This window comes from Streptomyces sp. NPDC008092 (assembly GCF_042957285.1).
Taxonomy (GTDB): Bacteria; Actinomycetota; Actinomycetes; order Streptomycetales; family Streptomycetaceae; genus Streptomyces.
On sequence record NZ_JBIBHY010000006.1, the window covers coordinates 20,062 to 40,829 of the forward strand.

At 71.7% G+C, this 20,768-nt stretch carries 20 protein-coding genes; 11 read left to right on the forward strand and 9 right to left on the reverse strand.

Annotated elements, in window-relative coordinates; genetic code table 11:
• Window positions 1–95 precede the first annotated feature (95 nt).
• Window positions 96–1,466 (reverse strand): CynX/NimT family MFS transporter, encoded by a 1,371-nt coding sequence (locus ACFZB3_RS20015; RefSeq protein WP_391376979.1) that lies wholly within the window; start codon window positions 1,464–1,466, stop codon window positions 96–98.
• A 79-nt stretch (window positions 1,467–1,545) separates the two neighbouring features.
• Between ACFZB3_RS20015 and ACFZB3_RS20020 the strand changes: the two genes are divergently transcribed.
• Window positions 1,546–2,238: an FCD domain-containing protein gene (locus ACFZB3_RS20020; RefSeq protein ID WP_391376980.1), complete on the forward strand. Its 693-nt coding sequence runs from the start codon at window positions 1,546–1,548 to the stop codon at window positions 2,236–2,238.
• Here the strand turns inward: ACFZB3_RS20020 and ACFZB3_RS20025 are convergent.
• The 3 genes from ACFZB3_RS20025 to fabG all read right to left on the reverse strand — a co-directional run bounded on the left by ACFZB3_RS20025 (window position 2,216) and on the right by fabG (window position 4,233).
• Complete coding sequence (locus ACFZB3_RS20025) at window positions 2,216–2,566, reverse strand: hypothetical protein (protein ID WP_391376981.1); 351 nt, start codon at window positions 2,564–2,566, stop codon at window positions 2,216–2,218. The genes ACFZB3_RS20020 and ACFZB3_RS20025 overlap by 23 nt on opposite strands.
• 174 nt (window positions 2,567–2,740) lie before the next feature.
• Entirely contained in the window at window positions 2,741–3,508 is a 768-nt protein-coding gene (fabI, locus tag ACFZB3_RS20030) for an enoyl-ACP reductase FabI (protein WP_391376982.1), read from the reverse strand.
• 5 nt (window positions 3,509–3,513) lie between these two features.
• Entirely contained in the window at window positions 3,514–4,233 is a 720-nt protein-coding gene (gene fabG, locus ACFZB3_RS20035; RefSeq protein ID WP_384030692.1) for a 3-oxoacyl-[acyl-carrier-protein] reductase, read from the reverse strand.
• Between the two features lie 197 nt (window positions 4,234–4,430).
• Here fabG and ACFZB3_RS20040 point away from each other — a divergent pair, with 197 nt between their 5' ends.
• From ACFZB3_RS20040 to tyrS, 3 genes are read left to right on the forward strand one after another with little or no spacing between them, the layout of a single operon-like run.
• Entirely contained in the window at window positions 4,431–5,993 is a 1,563-nt protein-coding gene (locus ACFZB3_RS20040) for a metallopeptidase TldD-related protein (protein WP_391376983.1), read from the forward strand.
• Window positions 5,990–7,384: a metallopeptidase TldD-related protein gene (locus ACFZB3_RS20045; RefSeq protein ID WP_391376984.1), complete on the forward strand. Its 1,395-nt coding sequence runs from the start codon at window positions 5,990–5,992 to the stop codon at window positions 7,382–7,384. The genes ACFZB3_RS20040 and ACFZB3_RS20045 overlap by 4 nt, the downstream gene beginning before the upstream one ends.
• A 43-nt stretch (window positions 7,385–7,427) precedes the next feature.
• On the forward strand, window positions 7,428–8,696 hold the full coding sequence (gene tyrS, locus ACFZB3_RS20050) for a tyrosine--tRNA ligase (RefSeq protein ID WP_391376985.1): 1,269 nt from the start codon (window positions 7,428–7,430) through the stop codon (window positions 8,694–8,696).
• A gap of 114 nt (window positions 8,697–8,810) precedes the next feature.
• On the opposite strand, the gene ACFZB3_RS20055 is transcribed toward tyrS, so the two are convergent.
• Window positions 8,811–9,092, reverse strand: a complete 282-nt coding sequence (locus ACFZB3_RS20055) for a GlsB/YeaQ/YmgE family stress response membrane protein (protein ID WP_391376986.1) — start codon at window positions 9,090–9,092, stop codon at window positions 8,811–8,813.
• Between the two features lie 245 nt (window positions 9,093–9,337).
• Here ACFZB3_RS20055 and ACFZB3_RS20060 point away from each other — a divergent pair, with 245 nt between their 5' ends.
• The 3 genes from ACFZB3_RS20060 to ACFZB3_RS20070 all read left to right on the forward strand — a co-directional run bounded on the left by ACFZB3_RS20060 (window position 9,338) and on the right by ACFZB3_RS20070 (window position 10,488).
• Window positions 9,338–9,739 (forward strand): DUF3099 domain-containing protein, encoded by a 402-nt coding sequence (locus ACFZB3_RS20060; RefSeq protein WP_391376987.1) that lies wholly within the window; start codon window positions 9,338–9,340, stop codon window positions 9,737–9,739.
• A gap of 255 nt (window positions 9,740–9,994) precedes the next feature.
• Window positions 9,995–10,207, forward strand: a complete 213-nt coding sequence (locus ACFZB3_RS20065) for a hypothetical protein (protein ID WP_294008432.1) — start codon at window positions 9,995–9,997, stop codon at window positions 10,205–10,207.
• A 26-nt stretch (window positions 10,208–10,233) separates the two neighbouring features.
• Window positions 10,234–10,488 (forward strand): hypothetical protein, encoded by a 255-nt coding sequence (locus ACFZB3_RS20070; protein ID WP_391376988.1) that lies wholly within the window; start codon window positions 10,234–10,236, stop codon window positions 10,486–10,488.
• 6 nt (window positions 10,489–10,494) lie between these two features.
• Here the strand turns inward: ACFZB3_RS20070 and moaA are convergent, their stop codons facing one another.
• The 3 genes from moaA to ACFZB3_RS20085 form a co-directional block, all read right to left on the reverse strand.
• Entirely contained in the window at window positions 10,495–11,484 is a 990-nt protein-coding gene (moaA, locus tag ACFZB3_RS20075) for a GTP 3',8-cyclase MoaA (protein WP_391376989.1), read from the reverse strand.
• Between the two features lie 154 nt (window positions 11,485–11,638).
• Window positions 11,639–13,285, reverse strand: coding sequence for a sodium/solute symporter (locus ACFZB3_RS20080; RefSeq protein ID WP_391376990.1), 1,647 nt, complete (start codon window positions 13,283–13,285; stop codon window positions 11,639–11,641).
• Window positions 13,282–13,638: a DUF485 domain-containing protein gene (locus tag ACFZB3_RS20085; protein ID WP_391376991.1), complete on the reverse strand. Its 357-nt coding sequence runs from the start codon at window positions 13,636–13,638 to the stop codon at window positions 13,282–13,284. Before ACFZB3_RS20085 ends, ACFZB3_RS20080 begins: the two co-directional genes overlap by 4 nt.
• A 335-nt stretch (window positions 13,639–13,973) precedes the next feature.
• Between ACFZB3_RS20085 and ACFZB3_RS20090 the strand changes: the two genes are divergently transcribed.
• The 4 genes from ACFZB3_RS20090 (at window position 13,974) to ACFZB3_RS20105 (ending at window position 19,648) form a co-directional block, all read left to right on the forward strand.
• Window positions 13,974–15,518 (forward strand): S8 family serine peptidase, encoded by a 1,545-nt coding sequence (locus tag ACFZB3_RS20090; RefSeq protein ID WP_391376992.1) that lies wholly within the window; start codon window positions 13,974–13,976, stop codon window positions 15,516–15,518.
• A 62-nt stretch (window positions 15,519–15,580) separates the two neighbouring features.
• On the forward strand, window positions 15,581–17,116 hold the full coding sequence (locus ACFZB3_RS20095; RefSeq protein ID WP_391376993.1) for a S8 family serine peptidase: 1,536 nt from the start codon (window positions 15,581–15,583) through the stop codon (window positions 17,114–17,116).
• Window positions 17,117–17,162: 46 nt separating this feature from the next.
• Window positions 17,163–18,539, forward strand: a complete 1,377-nt coding sequence (locus ACFZB3_RS20100; RefSeq protein ID WP_391376994.1) for a CoA transferase — start codon at window positions 17,163–17,165, stop codon at window positions 18,537–18,539.
• Window positions 18,540–18,646: 107 nt separating this feature from the next.
• Window positions 18,647–19,648: a CopD family protein gene (locus tag ACFZB3_RS20105; protein WP_391376995.1), complete on the forward strand. Its 1,002-nt coding sequence runs from the start codon at window positions 18,647–18,649 to the stop codon at window positions 19,646–19,648.
• Window positions 19,649–19,718: 70 nt separating this feature from the next.
• Here ACFZB3_RS20105 and ACFZB3_RS20110 read toward each other — a convergent pair whose 3' ends face one another.
• Window positions 19,719–20,765 carry a zinc-binding dehydrogenase gene (locus ACFZB3_RS20110; RefSeq protein ID WP_391376996.1) on the reverse strand — a complete coding sequence of 349 codons (1,047 nt, stop codon included), beginning with the start codon at window positions 20,763–20,765 and terminating at the stop codon, window positions 19,719–19,721.
• Window positions 20,766–20,768 lie beyond the last annotated feature (3 nt).

Consider the following 20,768-nt stretch of genomic DNA (forward strand, 5'->3'; position numbering starts at 1 on the left):
GGCGGACAGGGGTCGGCAGGGGCAGACAGGGGTCGGTGGGGCCGGCGCGCGGGGGCGGCCGAGAGGGCGGCGGGGCCGGCGGGACCGGTGCGCGCTCAGGCGGCCGCGGCCGTCGCCTCGTCCTCCACGGTGCGGTCCCGGCCCGCCAGGACGCCGACGGCCATCTGCGGGATCATCAGGCCGACCATGAGGGCGATCGGCAGGCCCCAGCCGCCGCTGTGCTGGTAGAGCACGCCCACCAGCAGCGGGCCGGGGATCGAGATCAGGTATCCGGTGCTCTGGGCGAAGGCGGAGAGCTGGGCGACGCCCGCGCCGGTCCTGGCCCGCATCCCGACCATGGTGAGGGCCAGCGGGAAGGCGCAGTTCGAGATGCCGAGCAGGACGGCCCAGGCCCAGGCGCCGGCGGCGGGCGCGAGGTACAGGCCGGCGTATCCGGCGAGGCCGCAGACGCCGAGCGCGATCACGATCGGGCCCTGGTGCGGCAGCCGGGTCGCCACGCGGGGGATGACGAAGGCCAGCGGAACGCCCATCGCCATGGTGACGGCCAGCAGCAGTCCCGCCGTGCTCGCGGAGACGCCCGCGTCCCGGAAGATCTGCGCCATCCAGCCCATCGTGATGTAGGCGGCGGTGGCCTGGAGCCCGAAGAACACGGCGAGCGCCCAGGCGGTGCGGCTGCGGGTGATCCGCAGGGCGGGCGGCCGGCGCTCCGCACGCGCGCGTGCCTCGGCCTCGGGCTCGGGGACCGGCGCCGTTCCCCGGGCCCTGACCAGCGGAACCCAGGGCAGCACCGCGACCGCGGCGAGCCCGGCCCAGACCACCAGCCCGGTCCGCCAGCTGCCGCCGAGGGCGTCGGTCAGGGGCACGGTCACCGCGGCGGCCACCGAGGTGCCGGCGGCCAGGGCCATCGAGTACAGGCCGGTCATGGCGCCGACCCGGTCCGGGAACCAGCGCTTGACGATGACCGGCATCAGCACGTTGCTGACCGCGATGCCCATGAGCGCGAGCGCGCTGCCGGCCAGGAACCCGGCGGTGCTCCCGACGTACGGCCGTATCAGCAGGCCTGCCGCGACGGCCGCCATGCCCGCGCAGACCACGGCCGCCGGACCGAAGCGGCGGGCGAGGCGCGGGGCCATGACGCCGAAGACGGCGAAGCAGAGCGGGGGCACGGAGGTGAGCACCCCGGCCACGCTGCCGCTCATGCCGAGGCCGTCGCGGACCTCCTCCAGGAGCGCGCCGAGGCTGGTGATGGCGGGCCGGAGGTTGACGGCGGACAGCACGATGCCGACGACGACCAGCCGTGTCGTCCACGCGCGCGTGGCGGTCGTGGACGCGGGACTGCCGCCGGATGCCGTCGCGCGTGCTGTATCGGCTGTCGCAGCCGTATCGGTTGCCTCGGCCGTCTCGGGTGCCTCGGGTGCCTCAGAGGTCGTGGTGCCGGTCTTCTTGCCTGCCATGAGGCCCATCATAGAATCATGGGATGAATGGTTGTCCATCCCCGGGCGGGCCTGGCCGCTCCCGCCGGGCCCCCGCGTGCGAAGGTGTGTCATGCCTCTGAGCCATCCGCGCCGCTCGGCGCTGTCCGAACAGGTCATCGCCGCGCTGCGGAACCAGATCACCTCGGGCGAGTGGCCGGTCGGCTCGCGCATCCCCACCGAACCGGAGCTGGTCGAACAGCTCGGGGTGGCCCGCAACACCGTCCGGGAGGCCGTCCGGGCGCTGGCCCACAACGGCCTGCTGGACATCCGCCAGGGCTCGGGGACGTACGTCGCGGCCACCAGTGAGCTGGCCGGAGTGATGCACCGCCGGTTCGCCGAGGCCGACCCCCGGCACATCGCCGAGCTGCGCTCCACCCTGGAGTCGTCGGCCGCCCGGCTGGCCGCGGTACGCCGCACCGAGAAGGACCTCGGGCAGCTCGACGCCCTCCTGGCCCGCCGCGAGCAGGCCTGGCGCTCGGGTGACGCGGAGGCCTTCGTGACGGCGGACGCGACCCTGCACCTCGCCGTGGTGGCCGCCTCGCACAACGACGTGCTGACGGCGATGTACGCCGACCTGGGCGAGGTGCTGCGGGACTGGCTGCGCGCGGACGTCGGCGCCGAGCTGACGCCGCAGTCGTACATGGACCACGCCCGGCTGGTCGAGGCGATCCGCGCGGGCGACGCGGACGCGGCCGCGAAGGAGGCGGCGAGCTACCCGTTCCTGTGCCGTCCGGACCGGTTCAGTCCACCTTCTGGTGACTGATCCACACCGCGCGGACGTCCTTCCAGCAGCGGCCGGAGAGCCGTACGGTCATCGCCGGGCCGGTGTCGACCGGGGAGCCGTCGGTGTCGATGTCCCACCACTGGGCGCACTCGATGTGCAGCCGGACCCGGTCCGTGTCGACGTAGGGGTTGTGGCAGTAGACCACCACGTGGGAGCCGCGGACGGTGGTCCGGCAGGACGCGCCGAACAGCTGCGGGGCCGGCCCGTGCCCGTTCGGCACGCGCGTGTGGGACTCGGCGTCGCAGGGCAGCGACACCACGAGGGCGAGAGCCAGGGTCACCGGGGCCAGGCTGCGGGAAAGGCGCACAAGGGGGACCTCCTCGGCCGGGCTGGGGAGGGACATCGCGCGGTGCACACGCAACCGGGGTGCGCGGCCGCGTCTCCAGGGTGCGCCGCCCGGCAGGTGATCACCCGGCCGGTGGGCCGAACGGGTGAGGCCCGCACCCCTCGCGGGATGCGGGCCTCGAAGAGCGCGTGCGGGTCAGGCACCGATGGCGTGCAGGCCGCCGTCCACGTGGATGATCTCGCCGGTGGTCTTGGGGAACCAGTCGCTCAGCAGGGCGACGATGCCCTTGCCGGCCGGCTCCGGGTCCTTGAGGTCCCACTCCAGCGGGGAGCGGTGGTCCCAGACGGCGGCCAGGTCGCTGAAGCCCGGGATGGACTTGGCGGCCATGGAGCCGATCGGGCCGGCGGAGATCAGGTTGCAGCGGATGTTCTGCTTGCCCAGGTCGCGCGCGAGGTAGCGGCTGGTGGCCTCCAGGGCGGCCTTGGCCGGGCCCATCCAGTCGTACTGCGGCCAGGCGTACTGGGCGTCGAAGGTGAGGCCGACGACCGAGCCGCCGTTCTGCATCAGCGGCAGGCAGGCCGTGGTCAGCGACTTCAGGGAGTACGCGGAGACGTGCATGGCGGTGGCGACGGACTCGAACGGCGTGTTGAGGAAGTTGCCGCCGAGCGCGTCCTGCGGGGCGAAACCGATGGAGTGGACGACGCCGTCGAGGCCGCCGAGCTCCTCGCCGACGAGGTCGGCAAGGCGGCCGAGGTGCTCGTCGTTCGTCACGTCGAGCTCGATGACCTTGGTGGGCTTCGGCAGCTTCTTGGCGATGCGCTCGGTCAGCGTGGGCCGCGGGAACGCGGTGAGGATGATCTCGGCACCCTGCTCCTGGGCCAGCTTGGCCGCGTGGAAGGCGATGGAGGACTCCATCAGCACACCCGTGATCAGGATGCGCTTGCCCTCAAGGATTCCACTCATGGTGATCAGTGACCCATTCCCAGTCCGCCGTCAACGGGGATGACGGCTCCAGTGATGTACGAGGCGTCGTCCGAGGCGAGGAACCGCACCGTCGCGGCGACCTCCTCGGGCTCCGCGTACCGGCCGAGCGGCACCTGCGACACGATGGTGGCGCGCTGCTCGTCGGTGAGCACCTTGGTCATGTCGGTGTCCACGAAGCCCGGCGCGACGACGTTGAAGGTGATGTTGCGCGAGCCCAGCTCACGGGCGAGGGAGCGCGCGAAGCCGACCAGGGCGGCCTTGGAGGCGGCGTAGTTGGCCTGGCCGGGGCCGCCGTAGAGGCCGACGACCGAGGAGATGAGGACGACACGGCCCTTCTTGGCGCGCAGCATGCCGCGGTTGGCGCGCTTGACGACCCGGAAGGTGCCGGTGAGGTTGGTGTCGAGGACCGAGGTGAAGTCCTCCTCGGACATCCGCATCAGGAGCGTGTCCTTGGTGATGCCGGCGTTGGCGATCAGGACCTCGACCGGGCCGTGCGCGTCCTCGATCTCCTTGTAGGCCTGCTCCACCTGCTCGGAGTCGGTGATGTCGCACTTGACGGCCAGGACGCCCAGTTCCTTGAGGACGGCCGGCGGCTCACCGGAGCGGTACGTGACGGCGACCTTGTCGCCGTTGTCGGCGAAAGCGCGGGCGATGGCGAGGCCGATGCCCCGGTTGCCTCCAGTGACGAGAACCGAGCGGCTCAACGGATCACCCTTTCGTTCGGTCTGACCACCCGCCCGAACAGCTGACACGACAGGCGGCTTCATCGAAAACCTATCGGTCCCGCCATCGCCGCGGGCAAGCGGGCACCGACAGTGGCTCGGGGGTGTCACTGTCGGGTCCCTACAGAAAGCCGCGACGCCGGGCCGAAACCTGTGGTCCGTGCGCCCGCGGGCGCGACATGATCGGACGGACAGGCCACGACAGCAGGGAGACCTCCGTGCCTCATTCCATCGACGAAGCCTTCACGGCGCTGCCGCTACGGGCCCTGGCCGACGCCGCGCTGGCACGCGCGCGTGCGCTGGGGGCCGAGCACGCGGACTTCCGGTTCGAGCGGGTGCGCAGCGCGTCCTGGCGGCTGCGGGACGCCAAGCCCGCCGGATCCTCGGACACCACCGACCTGGGGTACGCGGTCCGGGTCGTGCACGGCGGCACGTGGGGCTTCGCGTCGGGGGTGGACCTGACCCTCGACGCGGCCGCCAAGGTCGCCTCGCAGGCGGTGGCCATGGCGAAGCTCTCGGCACAGGTCATCAAGGCGGCCGGCTCGGACGAGCGGGTGGAGCTGGCCGGCGAGCCGGTGCACGCCGAGAAGACGTGGGTCTCGTCGTACGAGATCGATCCGTTCACCGTGCCCGACGAGGAGAAGTCGGCGCTGCTCGCGGAGTGGAGCGCGCGGCTGCTGGCGGCGAACGGCGTCAGCCACGTGGACGCCTCGCTGCTCACCGTGCACGAGAACAAGTTCTACGCGGACACGGCCGGGACCGTGACGACCCAGCAGCGGGTGCGGCTGCATCCGCAGCTCACCGCGGTGTCGGTCGACGAGTCCAGCGGCGAGTTCGACTCGATGCGGACCATCGCGCCGCCGGTCGGCCGCGGCTGGGAGTACCTCACCGGCACCGGCTGGGACTGGGACACCGAGCTGGAGCAGATCCCGGAGCTGCTGGCCGAGAAGATGCGGGCGCCGAGCGTCGAGGCGGGTCTGTACGACCTGGTGGTCGACCCCTCCAACCTGTGGCTGACCATCCACGAGTCCATCGGGCACGCCACCGAACTGGACCGCGCGCTCGGCTACGAGGCCGCCTACGCCGGTACCTCCTTCGCCACCTTCGACCAGCTCGGCAAGCTGAAGTACGGCTCCGAGCTGATGAACGTCACCGGCGACCGCACCGCCGAGCACGGCCTCGCGACCATCGGCTACGACGACGAGGGCGTCGCGGGCCAGTCCTGGGACCTGGTCAGGGACGGCACGCTCGTCGGCTACCAGCTGGACCGCCGGATCGCGAAGCTGACCGGCTTCGACCGCTCCAACGGGTGCGCGTACGCCGACTCCCCCGGGCACGTCCCGGTGCAGCGCATGGCCAACGTGTCCCTGCAGCCGGACCCGGCCGGGCTGGCGACGGAGGACCTGATCGGCGGGGTCGACCGCGGGATCTACGTGGTCGGCGACCGCTCCTGGTCCATCGACATGCAGCGTTACAACTTCCAGTTCACCGGCCAGCGGTTCTTCAGGATCGAGAACGGCCGGATCACCGGGCAGCTGCGCGATGTCGCCTACCAGGCGACGACGACCGACTTCTGGGGCTCCATGGCGGCCGTCGGCGGCCCCCAGACGTACGTCCTCGGCGGCGCCTTCAACTGCGGCAAGGCCCAGCCGGGGCAGGTCGCCGCCGTGTCGCACGGCTGCCCCTCGGCCCTCTTCAAGGGCGTCAACATCCTCAACACCACGCAGGAGGCCGGTCGATGAGCGCCCGTAGCAACAAGCCGCACGAGATCGTCGAGCGCGCTCTGGAACTGTCGCGGGCCGACGGCTGCGTGGTCATCGCCGACGAGCACTCCACCGCCAACCTGCGCTGGGCCGGCAACGCGCTCACCACCAACGGCGTCACCCGCGGCCGTTCGCTCACCGTCATCGCGACGGTCGACGGCAAGGAGGGCACCGCCTCGGGCGTCGTGTCCCGGTCCGCGGTGACCGCGGACGACCTGGAGCCGCTGGTGCGGGCCGCCGAGGCCGCCGCCCGCGGTGCCGGGCCCGCCGAGGACGCCCAGCCGCTGGTCACCGGCGTACCGGAGGCCCCGGACTTCACGGACGCGCCCGCCGAGACCTCCTCCGCCGTGTTCGCCGACTTCGCCCCGGCGCTCGGCGAGGCCTTCGCACGCGCGCGTGCCGGCGGTCGCGAGCTGTACGGCTTCGCCAACCACGAGCTGGTGTCGACGTACATGGGCACCTCGACCGGGCTGCGGCTGCGGCACGACCAGCCCACCGGCACGCTGGAGCTGAACGCCAAGTCCCCGGACCGTACCCGCTCGGCCTGGGCCGGGCGCTCCACGCGGGACTTCAAGGACGTCGACCCCGGCACGCTCGACGCCGAGCTCGCGGTACGGCTCGGCTGGGCCGAGCGGCGGGTGGACCTCCCGGCCGGCCGGTACGAGACGCTGCTGCCGCCGACCGCCGTCGCCGACCTGCTGATCTACCAGCTGTGGTCGGCGTCCGGGCGGGACGCCGCCGAGGGCCGGACCGTGTTCTCCAAGCCGGGCGGCGGCACCCGGGTCGGCGAGAAGCTGACCGACCTGCCGCTGACCCTGCGCAGCGACCCGAACGAGCCGGGCCTGGAGTCCGCGCCCTTCGTCGTCGCGCACTCCTCCGGCGGCGACCAGTCGGTCTTCGACAACGGGCTGCCGGCCGGCGCCACCGAGTGGGTGTCGGAGGGCGAGCTGAAGCACCTGACGACCACCCGGCACACGGCCGGCCTGACCGGGCTCCCGGTCGCCCCGGCGGGCGGGAACCTGATCCTGGACGGCGGCCTGGACCGCTCCCTGGAGGACATGGTCGCCGCCACCGAGCGCGGGCTGCTGCTGACCTGCCTCTGGTACATCCGCGAGGTCGACCCGGCGACACTGCTGCTCACGGGCCTGACCCGGGACGGCGTCTACCTGGTGGAGAACGGCCAGGTCACCGGGCAGGTGAACAACTTCAGGTTCAACGAGTCGCCGGTGGACCTGCTGGGGCGGGCGACCGAGGCCGGGCGCACGGAAAAGACGCTGCCCAGGGAGTGGAGCGACTGGTTCACTAGGGCTGCGATGCCCGCGCTGCGGGTGCCGGACTTCAATATGAGCTCTGTCAGCCAGGGCGTATAACCTCGTACCTGACCACGAGACCACCCAAGGAGATACGAGAACCGTGACGGACATCGTCGACGAACTGAAGTGGCGGGGGCTCATCGCCCTCTCCACGGACGAGGACGCATTGCGCAAGGCGTTCGCGGACGGTCCCGTCACGTTCTATTGCGGCTTCGACCCGACCGCGCCCAGCCTGCACCTCGGCAACCTCGTGCAGATCCTGACGATGCGCCGGATCCAGCAGGCGGGGAACCGCCCGCTGGGCCTGGTCGGGGGTGCCACCGGCCTGATCGGTGACCCGAAGCCGAACTCCGAGCGCACGCTCAACGCCCCCGAGGTCGTCGCCCAGTGGGTCGAGCGGCTGCGCGCCCAGATCGCTCCGCTGCTGGACTTCGAGGGTCCGAACGCGGCGGTCATGGTCAACAACCTGGACTGGACGCAGGGCCTGTCGGCCATCGAGTTCCTGCGGGACATCGGCAAGCACTTCCGCGTGAACAAGATGATCGCGAAGGAGGCCGTGGCCCGGCGCCTGGAGTCCCAGGAGGGCATCAGCTACACGGAGTTCAGCTACCAGATCCTGCAGGGCATGGACTTCCTGCAGCTGTACCGGCGGTACGGCTGCACGTTGCAGACCGGCGGCAGCGACCAGTGGGGCAACCTCACCTCGGGCACCGACCTGATCCACAAGGTCGAGCCCGACGCCGCGGTGCACGCACTGGGCACGCCGCTGATCACCAAGGCCGACGGCACCAAGTTCGGCAAGACGGAGTCCGGGACGGTCTGGCTCGACCCGGAGATGACCACGCCGTACGCCTTCTACCAGTTCTGGCTGAACGCGGACGACCGGGACGTCTCCAAGTTCCTGCGGATCTTCAGCTTCAGGTCCCACGAGGAGATCGAGGAGCTGGAGCAGCAGACCGAGGAGCGGCCGCAGGCGCGGGCCGCGCAGCGGGCGCTGGCCGAGGAGCTGACGACGCTGGTGCACGGCGCCGACCAGACGGCTGCCGTGGTCGCCGCGTCCAAGGCGCTGTTCGGGCAGGGCGAGCTGGCGGAGCTGGACGACCGGACGCTGGCCGCCGCGCTGTCCGAGGTGCCGCACGTCAAGGTCGCCGAGCTGGGTCCGGTGGTCGACCTGTTCGCCGAGGTCGGGCTGGTGGCCAGCAAGTCCGCCGCGCGGCGGACCGTGAAGGAGGGCGGGGCCTACGTGAACAACGTGAAGGTGGCCGCCGAGGACGCGGTACCCGCCGCGGAGGAGCTGCTGCACGGGCGGTGGCTGGTGCTGCGGCGGGGGAAGAAGAACCTGGCGGCCGTGGAGGTCGTCGGTTCTTGAGCGCCGTGGGGGTGCGGGTACGTTGCGAGTGCCGGTCCGTCGTGGCTGGTCGCGCAGTTCCCCGCGCCCCTTTCGGGGCGCTTCGGTGCGGGGCGCCGTGAAGCGCGGGGAGCGTCAGATGCGCTGTTGTTTGCGTTTTCCCAGGGTCGCCGTGTACGCCATGTCGCCCAGGAAGACGATGATGATCGCCGCCACCAGCTGGAACAGGTGACGGGTCCAGTCGATCCCCCTCGTCTCCGCCACGCCCACCGCGCGGGCGATCGCGTTGCCTGCGATGGCGCCCAGGATGCCGAAGATGGTCGTCAGCCACAGGGGGCTGTGCTGCTTGCCCGGGATGACCGCCTTCGCGATCAGGCCCAGCACGAAACCCACGATGATCGCCCACAACCAGCCCATGACTGCCTCCTCGTACGGCTCGACGTGAGCATTACGCCAAGTCTGGGTCCGTAGGCCGTACGGCGCATGTCGGTACGCCCGTACGCGCTACGGCGCAGGGCGTTCACGCAGGCGGGAGGGCGACCCGGTCTCGAAGGCGGCGCAGGCGCGGCGTACCGTGGAGAAGGTCCTGGCCCGGTTCCCCGAGCGGGTGCGGACCGGGTACGGGCCGGGGAGAGTCCGATGCGGGCGGATGGTGGAATGTGATGCGGAAGCAGCGCGGCGACGGCAACGTCCAGGTGTTCCGGATCACCGGAGCCCGTACCGGCCTGGCGGAGGACGTACGCGGCCGGCAGCGGCGGTACGTCATCTCGATGGGCGTCCGGACCCTGTCGGTGATCCTCGCCGTGACGTTGTGGAACGTCGAACGGTACGTCGCCGTCGTGGCTTTGGTGCTCGGAGCGCTGCTCCCCTATGTCGCCGTCGTCATCGCCAACGCCGGGCGGGAGCGGCCGCAGTCGCTTCCGTCCACCTTCGGGGTCGCACCTACCCGGCTGATGATCGCACCTCCGCGGGCGGAGGAGACGCAGGCGGAATCCGTCCCGGAGGACGTGGTGGCGGACCCGGCGGCGGGGGCCGTGCGGGGCGAGCGGCCGGAGTCGGTCTGAGCTCGGGGCCGCGGCACGGGCGGGCGGCGCCCCCGCCCGAAGCTCAAGAAATGCTCAGATCTATCGTGCTGTTCCAGTGCCGGGCCAAGGGTGACCCGTGACATACTGCGTACGCGCTCCGCATCCCCCGTCGGAGCGACGGACCGACGCCGGGCAGCTCCCCCCGTGGCTGCTCGGCGTCGCCATTTCAGGCGGACGACCACATCAGAATATGCGCCCGCCCACCCCCCCTGATCATGTGCCAGGAGGATTCGTATGCTCGCTATCTGGCAAAATGTCAGGTTTGTCGCCGCTGTGACAGTGCTGGTCCCTCTGGCCTTCGTCTGTCTGACCTTGCTGGTGCTCGGGCTGGCCGTGCTGGTTCTGCCCCAGTCGCGTCACCAGAGTGCGTTTCGCGCAATGGGAATCCTTCGGCAGGTCGTCGAGGTGCTGGTGTCCGGACGTGGGACGACCGCACGACAGCACTGACCGGAGCCTCGGCTAAGGTCAGCGACGTGATCCCGAACGCCCCTGGTTCCGAACCCGGCTCCCCCGTCTGCTCCGCAAAAGGCTGCCGTGCCGCCGCGGTGTGGGTGCTGGCGTGGAACAACCCGAAGATCCACACGCCGGAGCGGCGCAAGACCTGGCTTGCCTGTGAGGAGCACCGGGAGCATCTCTCGCAGTTCCTGGGGGTGCGGGGGTTCCTGAAGGACGTGGTGCTGCTGCAGGAGTGGGAGTCGGAGGCGGAGTCGCCCGAGCGGGACGCGTAGGCCCGGCTAGCCGCCGATCGCGGACATCGGCCGGTCCGGCTGCACGAACTGCGGATCGTCCAGTCCCGCCCCCGCCTTCTTGCCCCACATCGCCAGCCGCCACCTGCGGGCGATCTCCTCGTCCGGCGCGTCCGAGCGGAGCGCGCCGCGCAGGTCCGTCTCCTCCCGCGCGAACAGGCAGGTCCGTATCTGGCCGTCGGCCGTGAGGCGGGTGCGGTCGCAGGCCGCGCAGAACGGGCGGGTGACCGAGGCGATGACGCCGACGCGGTGCGGGCCGCCGTCGACCAGCCAGCGCTCCGCCGGGGCCGAGCCGCGGTCGTCGGCGTCCTCGGGGGTGAGGTCGAAGCGGGTGCGGAGGGAGGCGAGGATGTCCCCGGCCGTCACCATGCTGTCGCGCTTCCAGCCGTGCTGGGCGTCGAGGGGCATCTGCTCGATGAAGCGCAGCTCGTAGCCGTGGGCCAGCGCCCAGGCGAGGAGGTCGGGGGCCTCGTCCTCGTTCAGGCCGGGCATCAGGACCGTGTTGACCTTGACCGGGGTGAGGCCGGCGTCGTGGGCGGCCCGGAGTCCGTCCAGGACGTCCTGGTGGCGGTCGCGGCGGGTCAGGGTCTTGAAGACGTCCGGGCGGAGGGTGTCCAGGGAGACGTTGACCCGGTCCAGGCCGGCCGCCTTGAGGGCCGTCGCGGTGCGGCGCAGGCCGATGCCGTTGGTCGTCAGGGACATCCGGGGGCGGGGGGCCAGGGCCGCCACCCGCTCGACGATGCCGACCAGGCCGGGGCGCAGCAGCGGCTCGCCGCCGGTGAAGCGGACCTCCTCGACGCCCAGCAGGCGGACGGCGATGTCGACCAGCCGGACGATCTCGTCGTCCGTGAGCAGGTCGGGCTTGGCCAGCCACTGCAGGCCCTCCTCGGGCATGCAGTACGTACAGCGCAGGTTGCACCGGTCGGTCAGCGAGACCCTCAGGTCGGTGGCCACCCGGCCATAGGTGTCGATGAGCACGCGGGCCCCCTCCCTCGTAGCGGATCAGATCTCTGCCGTCACTTGCGAGCCTACGTGACGGCACCGACATCGGGAGAGGCCTGATACCACGAGGTACGACGCGGCCGCGTCGTAGGATCCTATGATCCGGTCGACGCGGCCAGTCGTACGAAGCTCAGTGCGCTCCGGTGCCTGTCAGGGACCGCACCTCCAGCTCCGCGTACTTGGCGGCGTCCGGGGCCTCCTTGGAGAGCAGGGTGCCCACGACGCCGAGGAGGAATCCGACCGGGATCGAGATGATGCCCGGGTTCTCCAGCGGGAACCAGTGGAAGTCGACGCCCGGGAACATCGACGTCTCCTTGCCGGACACCACCGGCGAGAAGAGCACCAGGCCGACCGCGGTGACCAGGCCGCCGTAGATCGACCAGAGGGCTCCGGCGGTGGTGAACCGCTTCCAGAAGAGGCTGTAGAGGATGGTCGGCAGGTTGGCGGAGGCGGCGACCGCGAAGGCCAGCGCGACCAGGCCGGCGACGTTCAGGTCGCGGGCGAGGGCGCCGAGGAGGATGGAGACGGCGCCGATGCCGACGGTGGCGTAGCGGGCCGCGTTGATCTCCTGCTTCTCGGTGGCCTGGCCCTTCTTGATGACGTTGGCGTAGATGTCGTGCGCGAAGGACGACGAGGACGCCAGGGTCAGGCCCGCGACCACCGCGAGGATGGTCGCGAAGGCCACCGCCGAGATCGTGGCCAGCAGGATCGCGCCCCAGTTGGAGTCGACGCCGCCCAGGTGCAGGGCGAGGAGGGGGGCCGCGGTGTTGCCGGACTTGTTGGACGCGATGATCTCGTCGGGTTTGATCAGCGCGGCCGCGCCGAAGCCGAGGGCGAGGGTCATCAGGTAGAAGGTGCCGATCAGGCCGATCGCCCAGAGGACGGACTTCCGCGCGGCCTTGGCGGTGGGCACGGTGTAGAACCGGATCAGGATGTGCGGCAGTCCGGCGGTGCCGAGGACCAGGGCGAGGCCGAGGGAGAAGAAGTCCAGCTTGCTGGTGCCGGTGGCACCGTACTTCAGGCCGGGCTCCAGGAAGGCGCTGCCCTTGCCGCTGTTGTCGGCGGCCTTGCCGAGCAGGTCGGAGACGTTGAAGTGGAACTTGGCCAGGACCATGAGGGTCAGCAGCAGGGCGCCCGCGATGAGCAGCACGGCCTTGACCATCTGGACCCAGGTGGTGCCCTTCATGCCGCCGATGGTGACGTAGACGATCATCAGGACGCCGACCAGGGCGACGATGCCGATCTTGCCGCCGTCGCTGGTGATGCCGAGGAGGAGGGAGACGAGGACGCCCGCTCCCGCCATCTGGGCCAGCAGGTAGAAGATCGAGACGACGATCGTCGAGGTGCCGGCGGCGGTGCGGACCGGGCGCTGGCGCATGCGGTAGGCCAGCACGTCGCCCATGGTGTAGCGGCCGGAGTTGCGCAGCGGCTCGGCGACCAGGAGCAGGGCGACGAGCCAGGCGACCAGGAAGCCGATGGAGTAGAGGAAGCCGTCGTAGCCGAAGAGGGCGATGGCGCCGGCGATGCCCAGGAAGGACGCGGCGGACATGTAGTCGCCGGAGACGGCGAGGCCGTTCTGGAAGCCGGTGAACTGGCGGCCGCCCGCGTAGAAGTCGGCGGCGTCCTTGGTCTGGCGGCCCGCCCAGACGGTGATGACGAGGGTCGCGGCGACGAACACCGCGAACAGGGTGATGATCAGGGTTCGGTGCTCACTGGCCTCACCGGCCGCCAGCGTGATCGCGGAGCCGCCGGCCAGCGGGGTGATCGCGGGGCTCATGCGCCGCCCTCCATCCGGGACTTGATGGCCTCGGCCTTGGGGTCGAGCTTGGCGGCGGCGTGCCGGGCATACCACCAGGCGATGAGGAACGTGGTGAGGAACTGGGCGAGGCCGAGGACCAGGGCCACGTTGATGTTGCCGACGACCTTGGTGCCCATGAAGCCGTCCGCGTAGCTGGAGAGCAGGACGTACAGCAGGTACCAGGCGATGAAGGCGAAGGTCAGGGGGAAGGCGAAGGAGCGGTAGGAGTGCCGCAGTTCGGCGAACTCCGGACTCTGCTGCATCTCGGCGAACTCCTCGCCGGAGGGGTGCCGGGTCTGCGTGTTCGAGGGCGGTGGTGTCTCGGTGGCCACGGAGTCTCCTCGCGATACGGACATGCGGATTCTGACCTCACAGACATCTGGACCACGCACGCGGAGTGCTGACGCGACTGCGGTGCGTGATTCCGACGGGGGGCCTCGATCCTGCTGCGGCTCCCTCCTCAAGGTCACGGCGCCACGCGTGGACAGGTTCAACTCGCCAGGGTTCTTTCGGAAGTCGTCGGCGCAAGTCACCTCCGGTCATTGCTGGCCGGTGAGTGCGGGAGATAGCTTCGGCCCTGCACCACCCGTCATGTACCTGCCCAAGCAGCACTCACGGCTCGGGCAGGCCCGTTTTCGGTTGATGTCCCGGATGATGTGGAGACCCCATGGCTCATCTGCGTTCCAGACGCGGGCTCGCGCTCGCCGTCCCGGTCGTCCTGTCGCTGACCGCCTCGCTGGGCCTCGTGCCCGCGGCGGCTTCCGCGGCCCCGCTGACCACCGGGGCCACCCAGGCCACCCAGGCCACCCGGTCGGCGGACGGGCCGAACCTGGCCTACGTCGTCAACACCAGGACGGACCATCGCACCATCGAGTCGGTGCAGCGGGCGGTCGCCCGCAACGGCGGCACGATCATCGCGACGTACGACAGGATCGGCGTGCTCGTCGTGCACTCGGCGAACCCGGACTTCGGCGCGGCCATGCGCGCGGTGCGCGGGGTGCAGTCGGCGGGCGCCACCCGGACGGCCCCGCTGAGCGCGGCGGGGACCACGGACGAGGGCGCCGTGCAGGTCCTTTCGAAGGCGGCGGCCGCGAAGGCCGAGCAGCGGGCGACGGCGGGCCAGGAGCCTCTCGAGGCCGACCAGTGGGACCTGCGGACGATCGGCGCCGACAAGGCCGCCGCGATCAACCCGGGGAGCCGCTCGGTGACCGTCGGCATCATCGACACCGGCGTCGACGACACCCACCCGGACATCGCCCCGAACTTCTCCGCCTCGCAGTCCGCCGACTGCGTGAGCGGCAAGGCGGACACGACGTACGGCGCCTGGCGTCCGGTGGACGCCGACCACTACCACGGCACCCATGTCGCCGGTGAGATAGCCGCGGCCCGCAACGGGATCGGTGTGGCCGGCGTGGCACCGGGCGTGAAGGTCGCGAGCATCACCGTGGCACAGCCCGACGCGACGCAGCTGTTCTACCCGGAGAGCGTGGTCTGCGCCTTCGTCTTCGCCGCCGACCACGGCGTCGAGATCACCAACAACAGCTACTACGTCGACCCGTGGCTGTACAACTGCATGGACGACCCCGATCAACGTGCCATCGTTGACGCGGTCAACAGGGCGCAGCTGTACGCCCAGCGGAAGGGCACGCTCAATGTGGCCGCGGCGGGGAACACGAACGACGACCTCGACTCGCACGCCCTCACGGACGACTCCAGCCCCGACGACTCGACGGCCACCACCCGGACGGTCGACCCGCACGAGTGCTTCGACGTACCGACCCAGCTGCCCGGCGTGGTCACCGTGAGCGCGGTCGGCGTCAACAACACGAAGTCGTACTACTCCAGCTACGGCCAGGGCGTCATCGACGTGGCGGGTCCGGGCGGCGACAAGTACCAGATCCCTGACACACCGTCGAAGAACGGCCGCATCCTGTCCACCCTGCCGAACGACCAGTACGGCTTCCTCCAGGGCACCTCGATGGCGTCCCCGCACGTGGCCGCGGTGGCCGCGCTGCTGAAGTCGGCCCACCCGCACGCCACCCCGGCCCAGCTGCTGGCCCTCCTGAAGGCCGAGGCGGACAACCCGGGCTGCCCGGCGGGCCCGTACGACGGGAACGGCGACGGCGTCGTCGACGCCACCTGCGTGGGCGGCAAGCACGTCAACGGCTTCTACGGCGCCGGTGTCGTCGACGCGCTGCGCGCCGTCAAGTAGTCACCGCAGAGCAGGACTTCCCGCACGGCATGCCCGTTCCGCGAACGAACTGGAGACCTCAGATGACCGCGCCCAAGCCGCGCTACCGTCGCGTCCTCGCCCTCCCGCTCGGTATGGCCATGGCCACGGCCCTCGCCTTCCTGCCCAACGTCTCGGCATCCGCCGCCGACACCGGCGCGGCTGCGTCCGCGGCCGCCACCGACGGCACGACGTCCCTCAGCTATGTCGTCAACGTCCGTCCCGGACACGGCACTTCCAAGCGCGTACAGAAGGCGATCGCGCAGGCCGGCGGTTCGGTGGTGATCGCGTACGACGAGATCGGCGTGATCGTCGTCCATTCGTCGAACGCCGACTTCGCCAAGACCATCCGCAAGGTGCCGGGCGTGGACTCGGCCGGGAACACCCGCAACGCGCCGCTGCCCGCCCAGTCGACCACCGACGTCGGCACGCCGGAGGTGCTCAGCTCCGAGCAGGTCGCGGAGGCGGACGCGCAGGCGACGGACGGGCAGGACCCGCTGGAGCCGCTGCAGTGGGACCTGCCGGCCATCAAGGCGGACAAGGCGCACGAGAAGACCCTGGGCAGCTCGAAGGTCACCGTCGCCGTCATCGACACCGGCGTCGACGACACCCACCCGGACATCGCCCCCAACTTCTCCGCCTCGCAGTCCACCAACTGCGTCACGGGCAGGCCGGACACGACCTACGGCGCCTGGCGGCCCACCGCGGCCGAGAGCCCGCACGGCACCCACGTGGCGGGCGAGATCGCGGGTGCCAAGAACGGGATCGGCATCACCGGTGTGGCGCCGGGCGTCAAGGTGGCCGGCATCAAGGTCGCCACCACCGCCGGGTACTTCTACACGGAGGCCGTGGTCTGCGGGTTCGTGTGGGCGGCCGAGCACCACATCGACGTCACCAACAACAGCTATTACACCGACCCCTGGTACTTCAACTGCACCGACGACCCGGACCAGAAGGCGCTCGTCGACGCCATCACCCGGGCCTCGCAGTTCGCGGAGCGCAAGGGCACGGTCAACGTCGCGGCGGCCGGCAACGAGAGCTACGACCTGGCCTCCCACTCGATCACCGATCCGGTCTCGCCGAACGACGGCACGCCCGTCGACCGGGTGATCGACCCGCACACGTGCTTCGACATACCGACCCAGCTGCCGGGTGTCGTCACGGTCGCGGCGACCGGCGCGAAGGGCCTCAAGTCGTCGTTCTCCAACTACGGCCTCGGGGTCATCGACATCGCCGCGCCCGGCGGCGACGCGACGGCCTACCAGACACCGGAGCCCCCGGCCACCAGCGGCCTGATCCTGGGCCCGCTGCCGGGCGGCAGGTGGGGCTACATGGCGGGCACGTCGATGGCGACCCCGCATGTCGTCGGTGTCGCCGCATTGATCAAGTCAACCCATCCGCATGCCTCCGCCGCGCTGGTGAAGGCCCTGCTGTACGCCGAGGCGACCGCCACGCCGTGCACCGACCCCTACGACATCAACGGCGACGGCAAGATCGACGCGGTGTGCGAGGGCTCCAAGAACCGCAACGGCTTCTACGGCTGGGGCACGGCCGACGCACTGGCGGCGGTGACCAGGTAGCCCCGAGGCGCATATATTGATCCAGTCAATAATGCATAGTTAAGTCATGACTGGGATCAACTATGCGTGGTCCGCACTGGGCGGCGATCCGGCACTGCTCTCGCGTGTCACGACGGTGACACGCGAGAGCACGCTCCTGGCGCGCCTTCCGGTGCGGCAGCTCGCCCGCGCCTGCGTCGGCGGGTGCGCGCTGGCCGCCGCCGAGCTGGGGGCACGGCGGACCGGGGCCGCTCAGGTGCCCCGGGTCCGGGTGGACGACGGGGCCGTGGCCACGGCGTTCACCAGCGAGCGGCGGCTGCTGGTCGACGGGCGGGCGCCGGTGCAGTTCGCCCCGCTGTCCCGGTTCTGGCGTACGGCCGACGGGTGGGTGCGCACCCACGCCAACTATCCGCATCACAGGGCCCGGTTGCTGGGCGCGCTGGGCCTGCCGGCGGACGCCGCCCCGGAGCACGTCGCGGCCCGGATCGCCGCGCGGCCCGGACTGGATGTGGAGGACGCGGTCCACGCGGCCGGCGGACTCGCCGTGGCGCTGCGCTCGCCCGGGGCGTGGGCCGGGCACGAGCAGGCGGTCGCGGTGGCCGCGCGCCCCCTGATCGAGCGCGGCCGCCTGGACACGGCGCACGCGCGCGTGCTCCCGCCGCTCGACGTCGGCGCCGCTCCCCTGCTGCCCGCCGCCGGGCTGCGCGTCCTGGACCTGACCCGGGTCCTCGCCGGCCCGGTCGCCACCCGCACCCTCGGGCTGCTGGGCGCCGACGTCCTGCGGCTGGACGCGCCATGGCTGCCCGAACTTGCCGACCAGCACGCCGACACGGGCTTCGGCAAACGCTCGGCGACGCTCGGCCTGACGACGGACCGGGCGGCCTTCGAGGAGCTGCTCGCCGCGGCGGACGTCGTGGTCACCGGCTACCGGCCGGGCGCCCTGGACCGGTTCGGGCTCTCCCCGGAGGCGCTGGCCGAACGGCGGCCCGGGCTGGTCGTGGCCCAGGTGTCGGCATGGGGCGCGTACGGGCCGTGGGGCGGGCGGCGCGGCTTCGACAGCCTGGTGCAGGTCGCCACCGGCATCGCGGAGATCGAGGGCTCGGCGGAGCGGCCGGGCGCGCTGCCCGCGCAGGCGCTGGACCACGGCACCGGCTACCTGCTGGCGGCCGGTGTGCTGCGGGCGCTGACCGAGCAGTCGTACGACGGCGGGAGCAGGTTCGTACGGCTGGCTCTGGCGCGGACCGCGCGGTGGCTCACGGAGGAGGTGGAGCCGGGCTCCGGGACCGGTGAGCCGTACGACGGGCCGGACGCCTGGCTCGCCGAGACGGACAGCGCGCTGGGGCGGCTGCGCTACGCACGGCCGCCGGTGTCCTTCGCGGGCGGGCCGGCCGACTGGGCCCGGAATCCGGTGCCTTGGGGGTCGGATCCGGCCCGCTGGGCATGACCGCGCGTCAGATGGCCGGAAACGCACGAATAGGTGGAATGCAGTTCCGCCGGCTGTTTTCCTTTACTTGCCCGCTTCTGTCATGGCCGGTGGAGATCGGGGGGCCGTTGACACGACCGACCGCCGAGGTGGCCGCGCGCGGCCCCGCGAGACGCCCGGGGACCTGGCGGGCCGTCGCCGTCCTGGTACTGGTGGCGGCGGCCGCGCTGGTACCGCTGCTCGGGCCGTCCGTCGCGCTGCGCGGCACCGGGGAGGCCGCGGCGCCGGGGGTGGGCGGTATCGCCCTGCTGCGCGGGATGCTGTTCGCCGCGCTGTGCGTACCGGCGGGTGAGCTGTTCGTGGACCGGCTGGCGCGTCGGCTGCCGGGTGCGCCGCCCGAACGGCCGTCCGGCTGGGCCGGATTCGCGGCGGTCGCCGGTTTCGTCGCCGCCCTGGGACTGGCGTCGGTGGTGTCGACGGGCAACCTGGTGCCGCGCTCGCTCGCCGACATCGACGTGGGCGGCCTGTACCAGTCGCGCGACGGCAAGCTGGCGCTGATCGAGGTCAACGCCTTTCTGCTGGCCGGTCTGTGCGCCCGCTCGCGCCGGCCGGCGGCCCAGGTGTGGCCGCTGGCGGCGGTGGCCGTCGCCGAGGCGTTGCGCGCCCATCCCGCGCCCGAGCACAGCCCGTTGCTCGGCTCCGCGCTGACCCTGGTGCACCTGACGTGCGCGACGCTGTGGGCGGGCGGTCTGCTGCACGCGTTGCGCGTGCTGCGCCGGTGGCGCGGCCGGGCGGCCGGGGCTGCGCTGCTCGGGCTCTACGCGCGCGTGGCGGCCGTACTGCTCGCGGCCATCACCGCGACGGGCGTGTGGAGTTCGCTGCGGCGGATGCCCCCGGGCACGGTCCTGGACCAGCTGACGACGACGGCCTACGGGCGCACCCTGCTGGCCAAGGTGATCCTCGTCGCCGCCGTCGTCGTACTCGCGCTGTGGGCCCGGTTCCGGCTGCGCCGGGCGGCCGACCCGCTGACCGCGTACGTCCCCGCACGGGCCGAGGTGGCCGTGCTCGGGGTGGTGGTCGCGGTGTCGGGGGTGCTGACGGCGCTGCCGCTGCCGATCAGGTGGACTTGATCGGTTGCCGGCTCGATCAAGTATTGATCGGCGGGTTGATCCGGGTTTATTCGGGTTGATTCGGGTTGATTCAGCCGTTCGTGACGAGGACCTTCAGGGCCGTGCGCTCGTCCATCGCCTTGTAGCCGTCGGGCACGCCCTCGATGCCGACGGTGAGGTCGAAGACCGGTGACGGGTCGATCGTGCCGTCCAGGACGTCGGGCAGCAGGTCGGGGATGTAGGCGCGGACCGGGGCGACGCCGCCGCGCAGGGCGATGTTCCGGTCGAACATGACGCCGAGGTCCAGGCCGGTGCCGCTGCCGTGCGGGACGCCGACGAAGCCGATCGCGCCGCCGTCGCGGGTGATCTCGACGGCCGTCCGCATGGACTGCTCGGTGCCGACGGCCTCGACCACGGAGTGGGCGCCCTGGCCACGGGTGAGTTCGCGTACGGCCGCCACGGCCGCCTCCCCGCGTTCGGCGACGACGTCGGTGGCGCCGAAGCGGCGCGCGATGTCGGTGCGGACCTCGTGCCGGCCCAGCGCGATGATCCGCTCGGCGCCCAGCCGCTTGGCGGCCAACACGGCGCACAGGCCGACCGCGCCGTCGCCGACGACGGCGACCGTGGCACCGGGCCGGGCGCCCGCGCCGAGGGCCGCGTGGTGGCCGGTGCCGAGCACGTCGGAGAGCGTCAGCAGGGCGGACAGGAGGTGGTCGTCGGAGGCGGCGTCCTTGGGCAGCCGGACCAGGGTGCCGTCGGCGAACGGGACCCGGACGGCCTCGCCCTGGCCGCCGTCGTACCCCACGGCGCCCCAGAAGCCGCCGTGCTCGCAGGACGTGGTCAGGCCCTCGCGGCAGTAGTCGCAGACGCCGTCGGACCACATGAAGGGGGCGACCACGAGGTCGCCGCGTCGCACGGTGTCCACCTCGGAGCCGGTCTCCTCGACCACGCCGAGGAACTCGTGGCCGATGCGCTGCCCCGGCTGCCGGGCCGACTCACCGCGGTACGCCCACAGGTCGCTGCCGCAGATGCAGGCGCGCAGCACCCGTACGACGGCGTCGGTGGGCAGCTGCACCACGGGCTCGGGCACGTCCTCCACGCGCATGTCGAACGGGGCGTGGATGGTGGTGGCGCGCATGGC

Bases quoted from the DNA above. Each gene is read 5' to 3' on its own strand.
- ACFZB3_RS20080 (WP_391376990.1), bottom strand. From the start codon at position 13,285: ATGAGCCCCGCGATCACCCCGCTGGCCGGCGGCTCCGCGATCACGCTG.
- ACFZB3_RS20040 (WP_391376983.1), top strand. From the start codon at position 4,431: ATGATCGGACGGACAGGCCACGACAGCAGGGAGACCTCCGTGCCTCAT.
- fabI (WP_391376982.1), bottom strand. From the start codon at position 3,508: ATGAGTGGAATCCTTGAGGGCAAGCGCATCCTGATCACGGGTGTGCTG.
- ACFZB3_RS20065 (WP_294008432.1), top strand. From the start codon at position 9,995: ATGCTCGCTATCTGGCAAAATGTCAGGTTTGTCGCCGCTGTGACAGTG.
- ACFZB3_RS20060 (WP_391376987.1), top strand. From the start codon at position 9,338: ATGCGGAAGCAGCGCGGCGACGGCAACGTCCAGGTGTTCCGGATCACC.
- ACFZB3_RS20015 (WP_391376979.1), bottom strand. From the start codon at position 1,466: ATGATGGGCCTCATGGCAGGCAAGAAGACCGGCACCACGACCTCTGAG.
- ACFZB3_RS20045 (WP_391376984.1), top strand. From the start codon at position 5,990: ATGAGCGCCCGTAGCAACAAGCCGCACGAGATCGTCGAGCGCGCTCTG.
- ACFZB3_RS20110 (WP_391376996.1), bottom strand. From the start codon at position 20,765: ATGCGCGCCACCACCATCCACGCCCCGTTCGACATGCGCGTGGAGGAC.
- ACFZB3_RS20090 (WP_391376992.1), top strand. From the start codon at position 13,974: ATGGCTCATCTGCGTTCCAGACGCGGGCTCGCGCTCGCCGTCCCGGTC.
- ACFZB3_RS20100 (WP_391376994.1), top strand. From the start codon at position 17,163: ATGACTGGGATCAACTATGCGTGGTCCGCACTGGGCGGCGATCCGGCA.
- ACFZB3_RS20020 (WP_391376980.1), top strand. From the start codon at position 1,546: ATGCCTCTGAGCCATCCGCGCCGCTCGGCGCTGTCCGAACAGGTCATC.
- ACFZB3_RS20055 (WP_391376986.1), bottom strand. From the start codon at position 9,092: ATGGGCTGGTTGTGGGCGATCATCGTGGGTTTCGTGCTGGGCCTGATC.
- ACFZB3_RS20095 (WP_391376993.1), top strand. From the start codon at position 15,581: ATGACCGCGCCCAAGCCGCGCTACCGTCGCGTCCTCGCCCTCCCGCTC.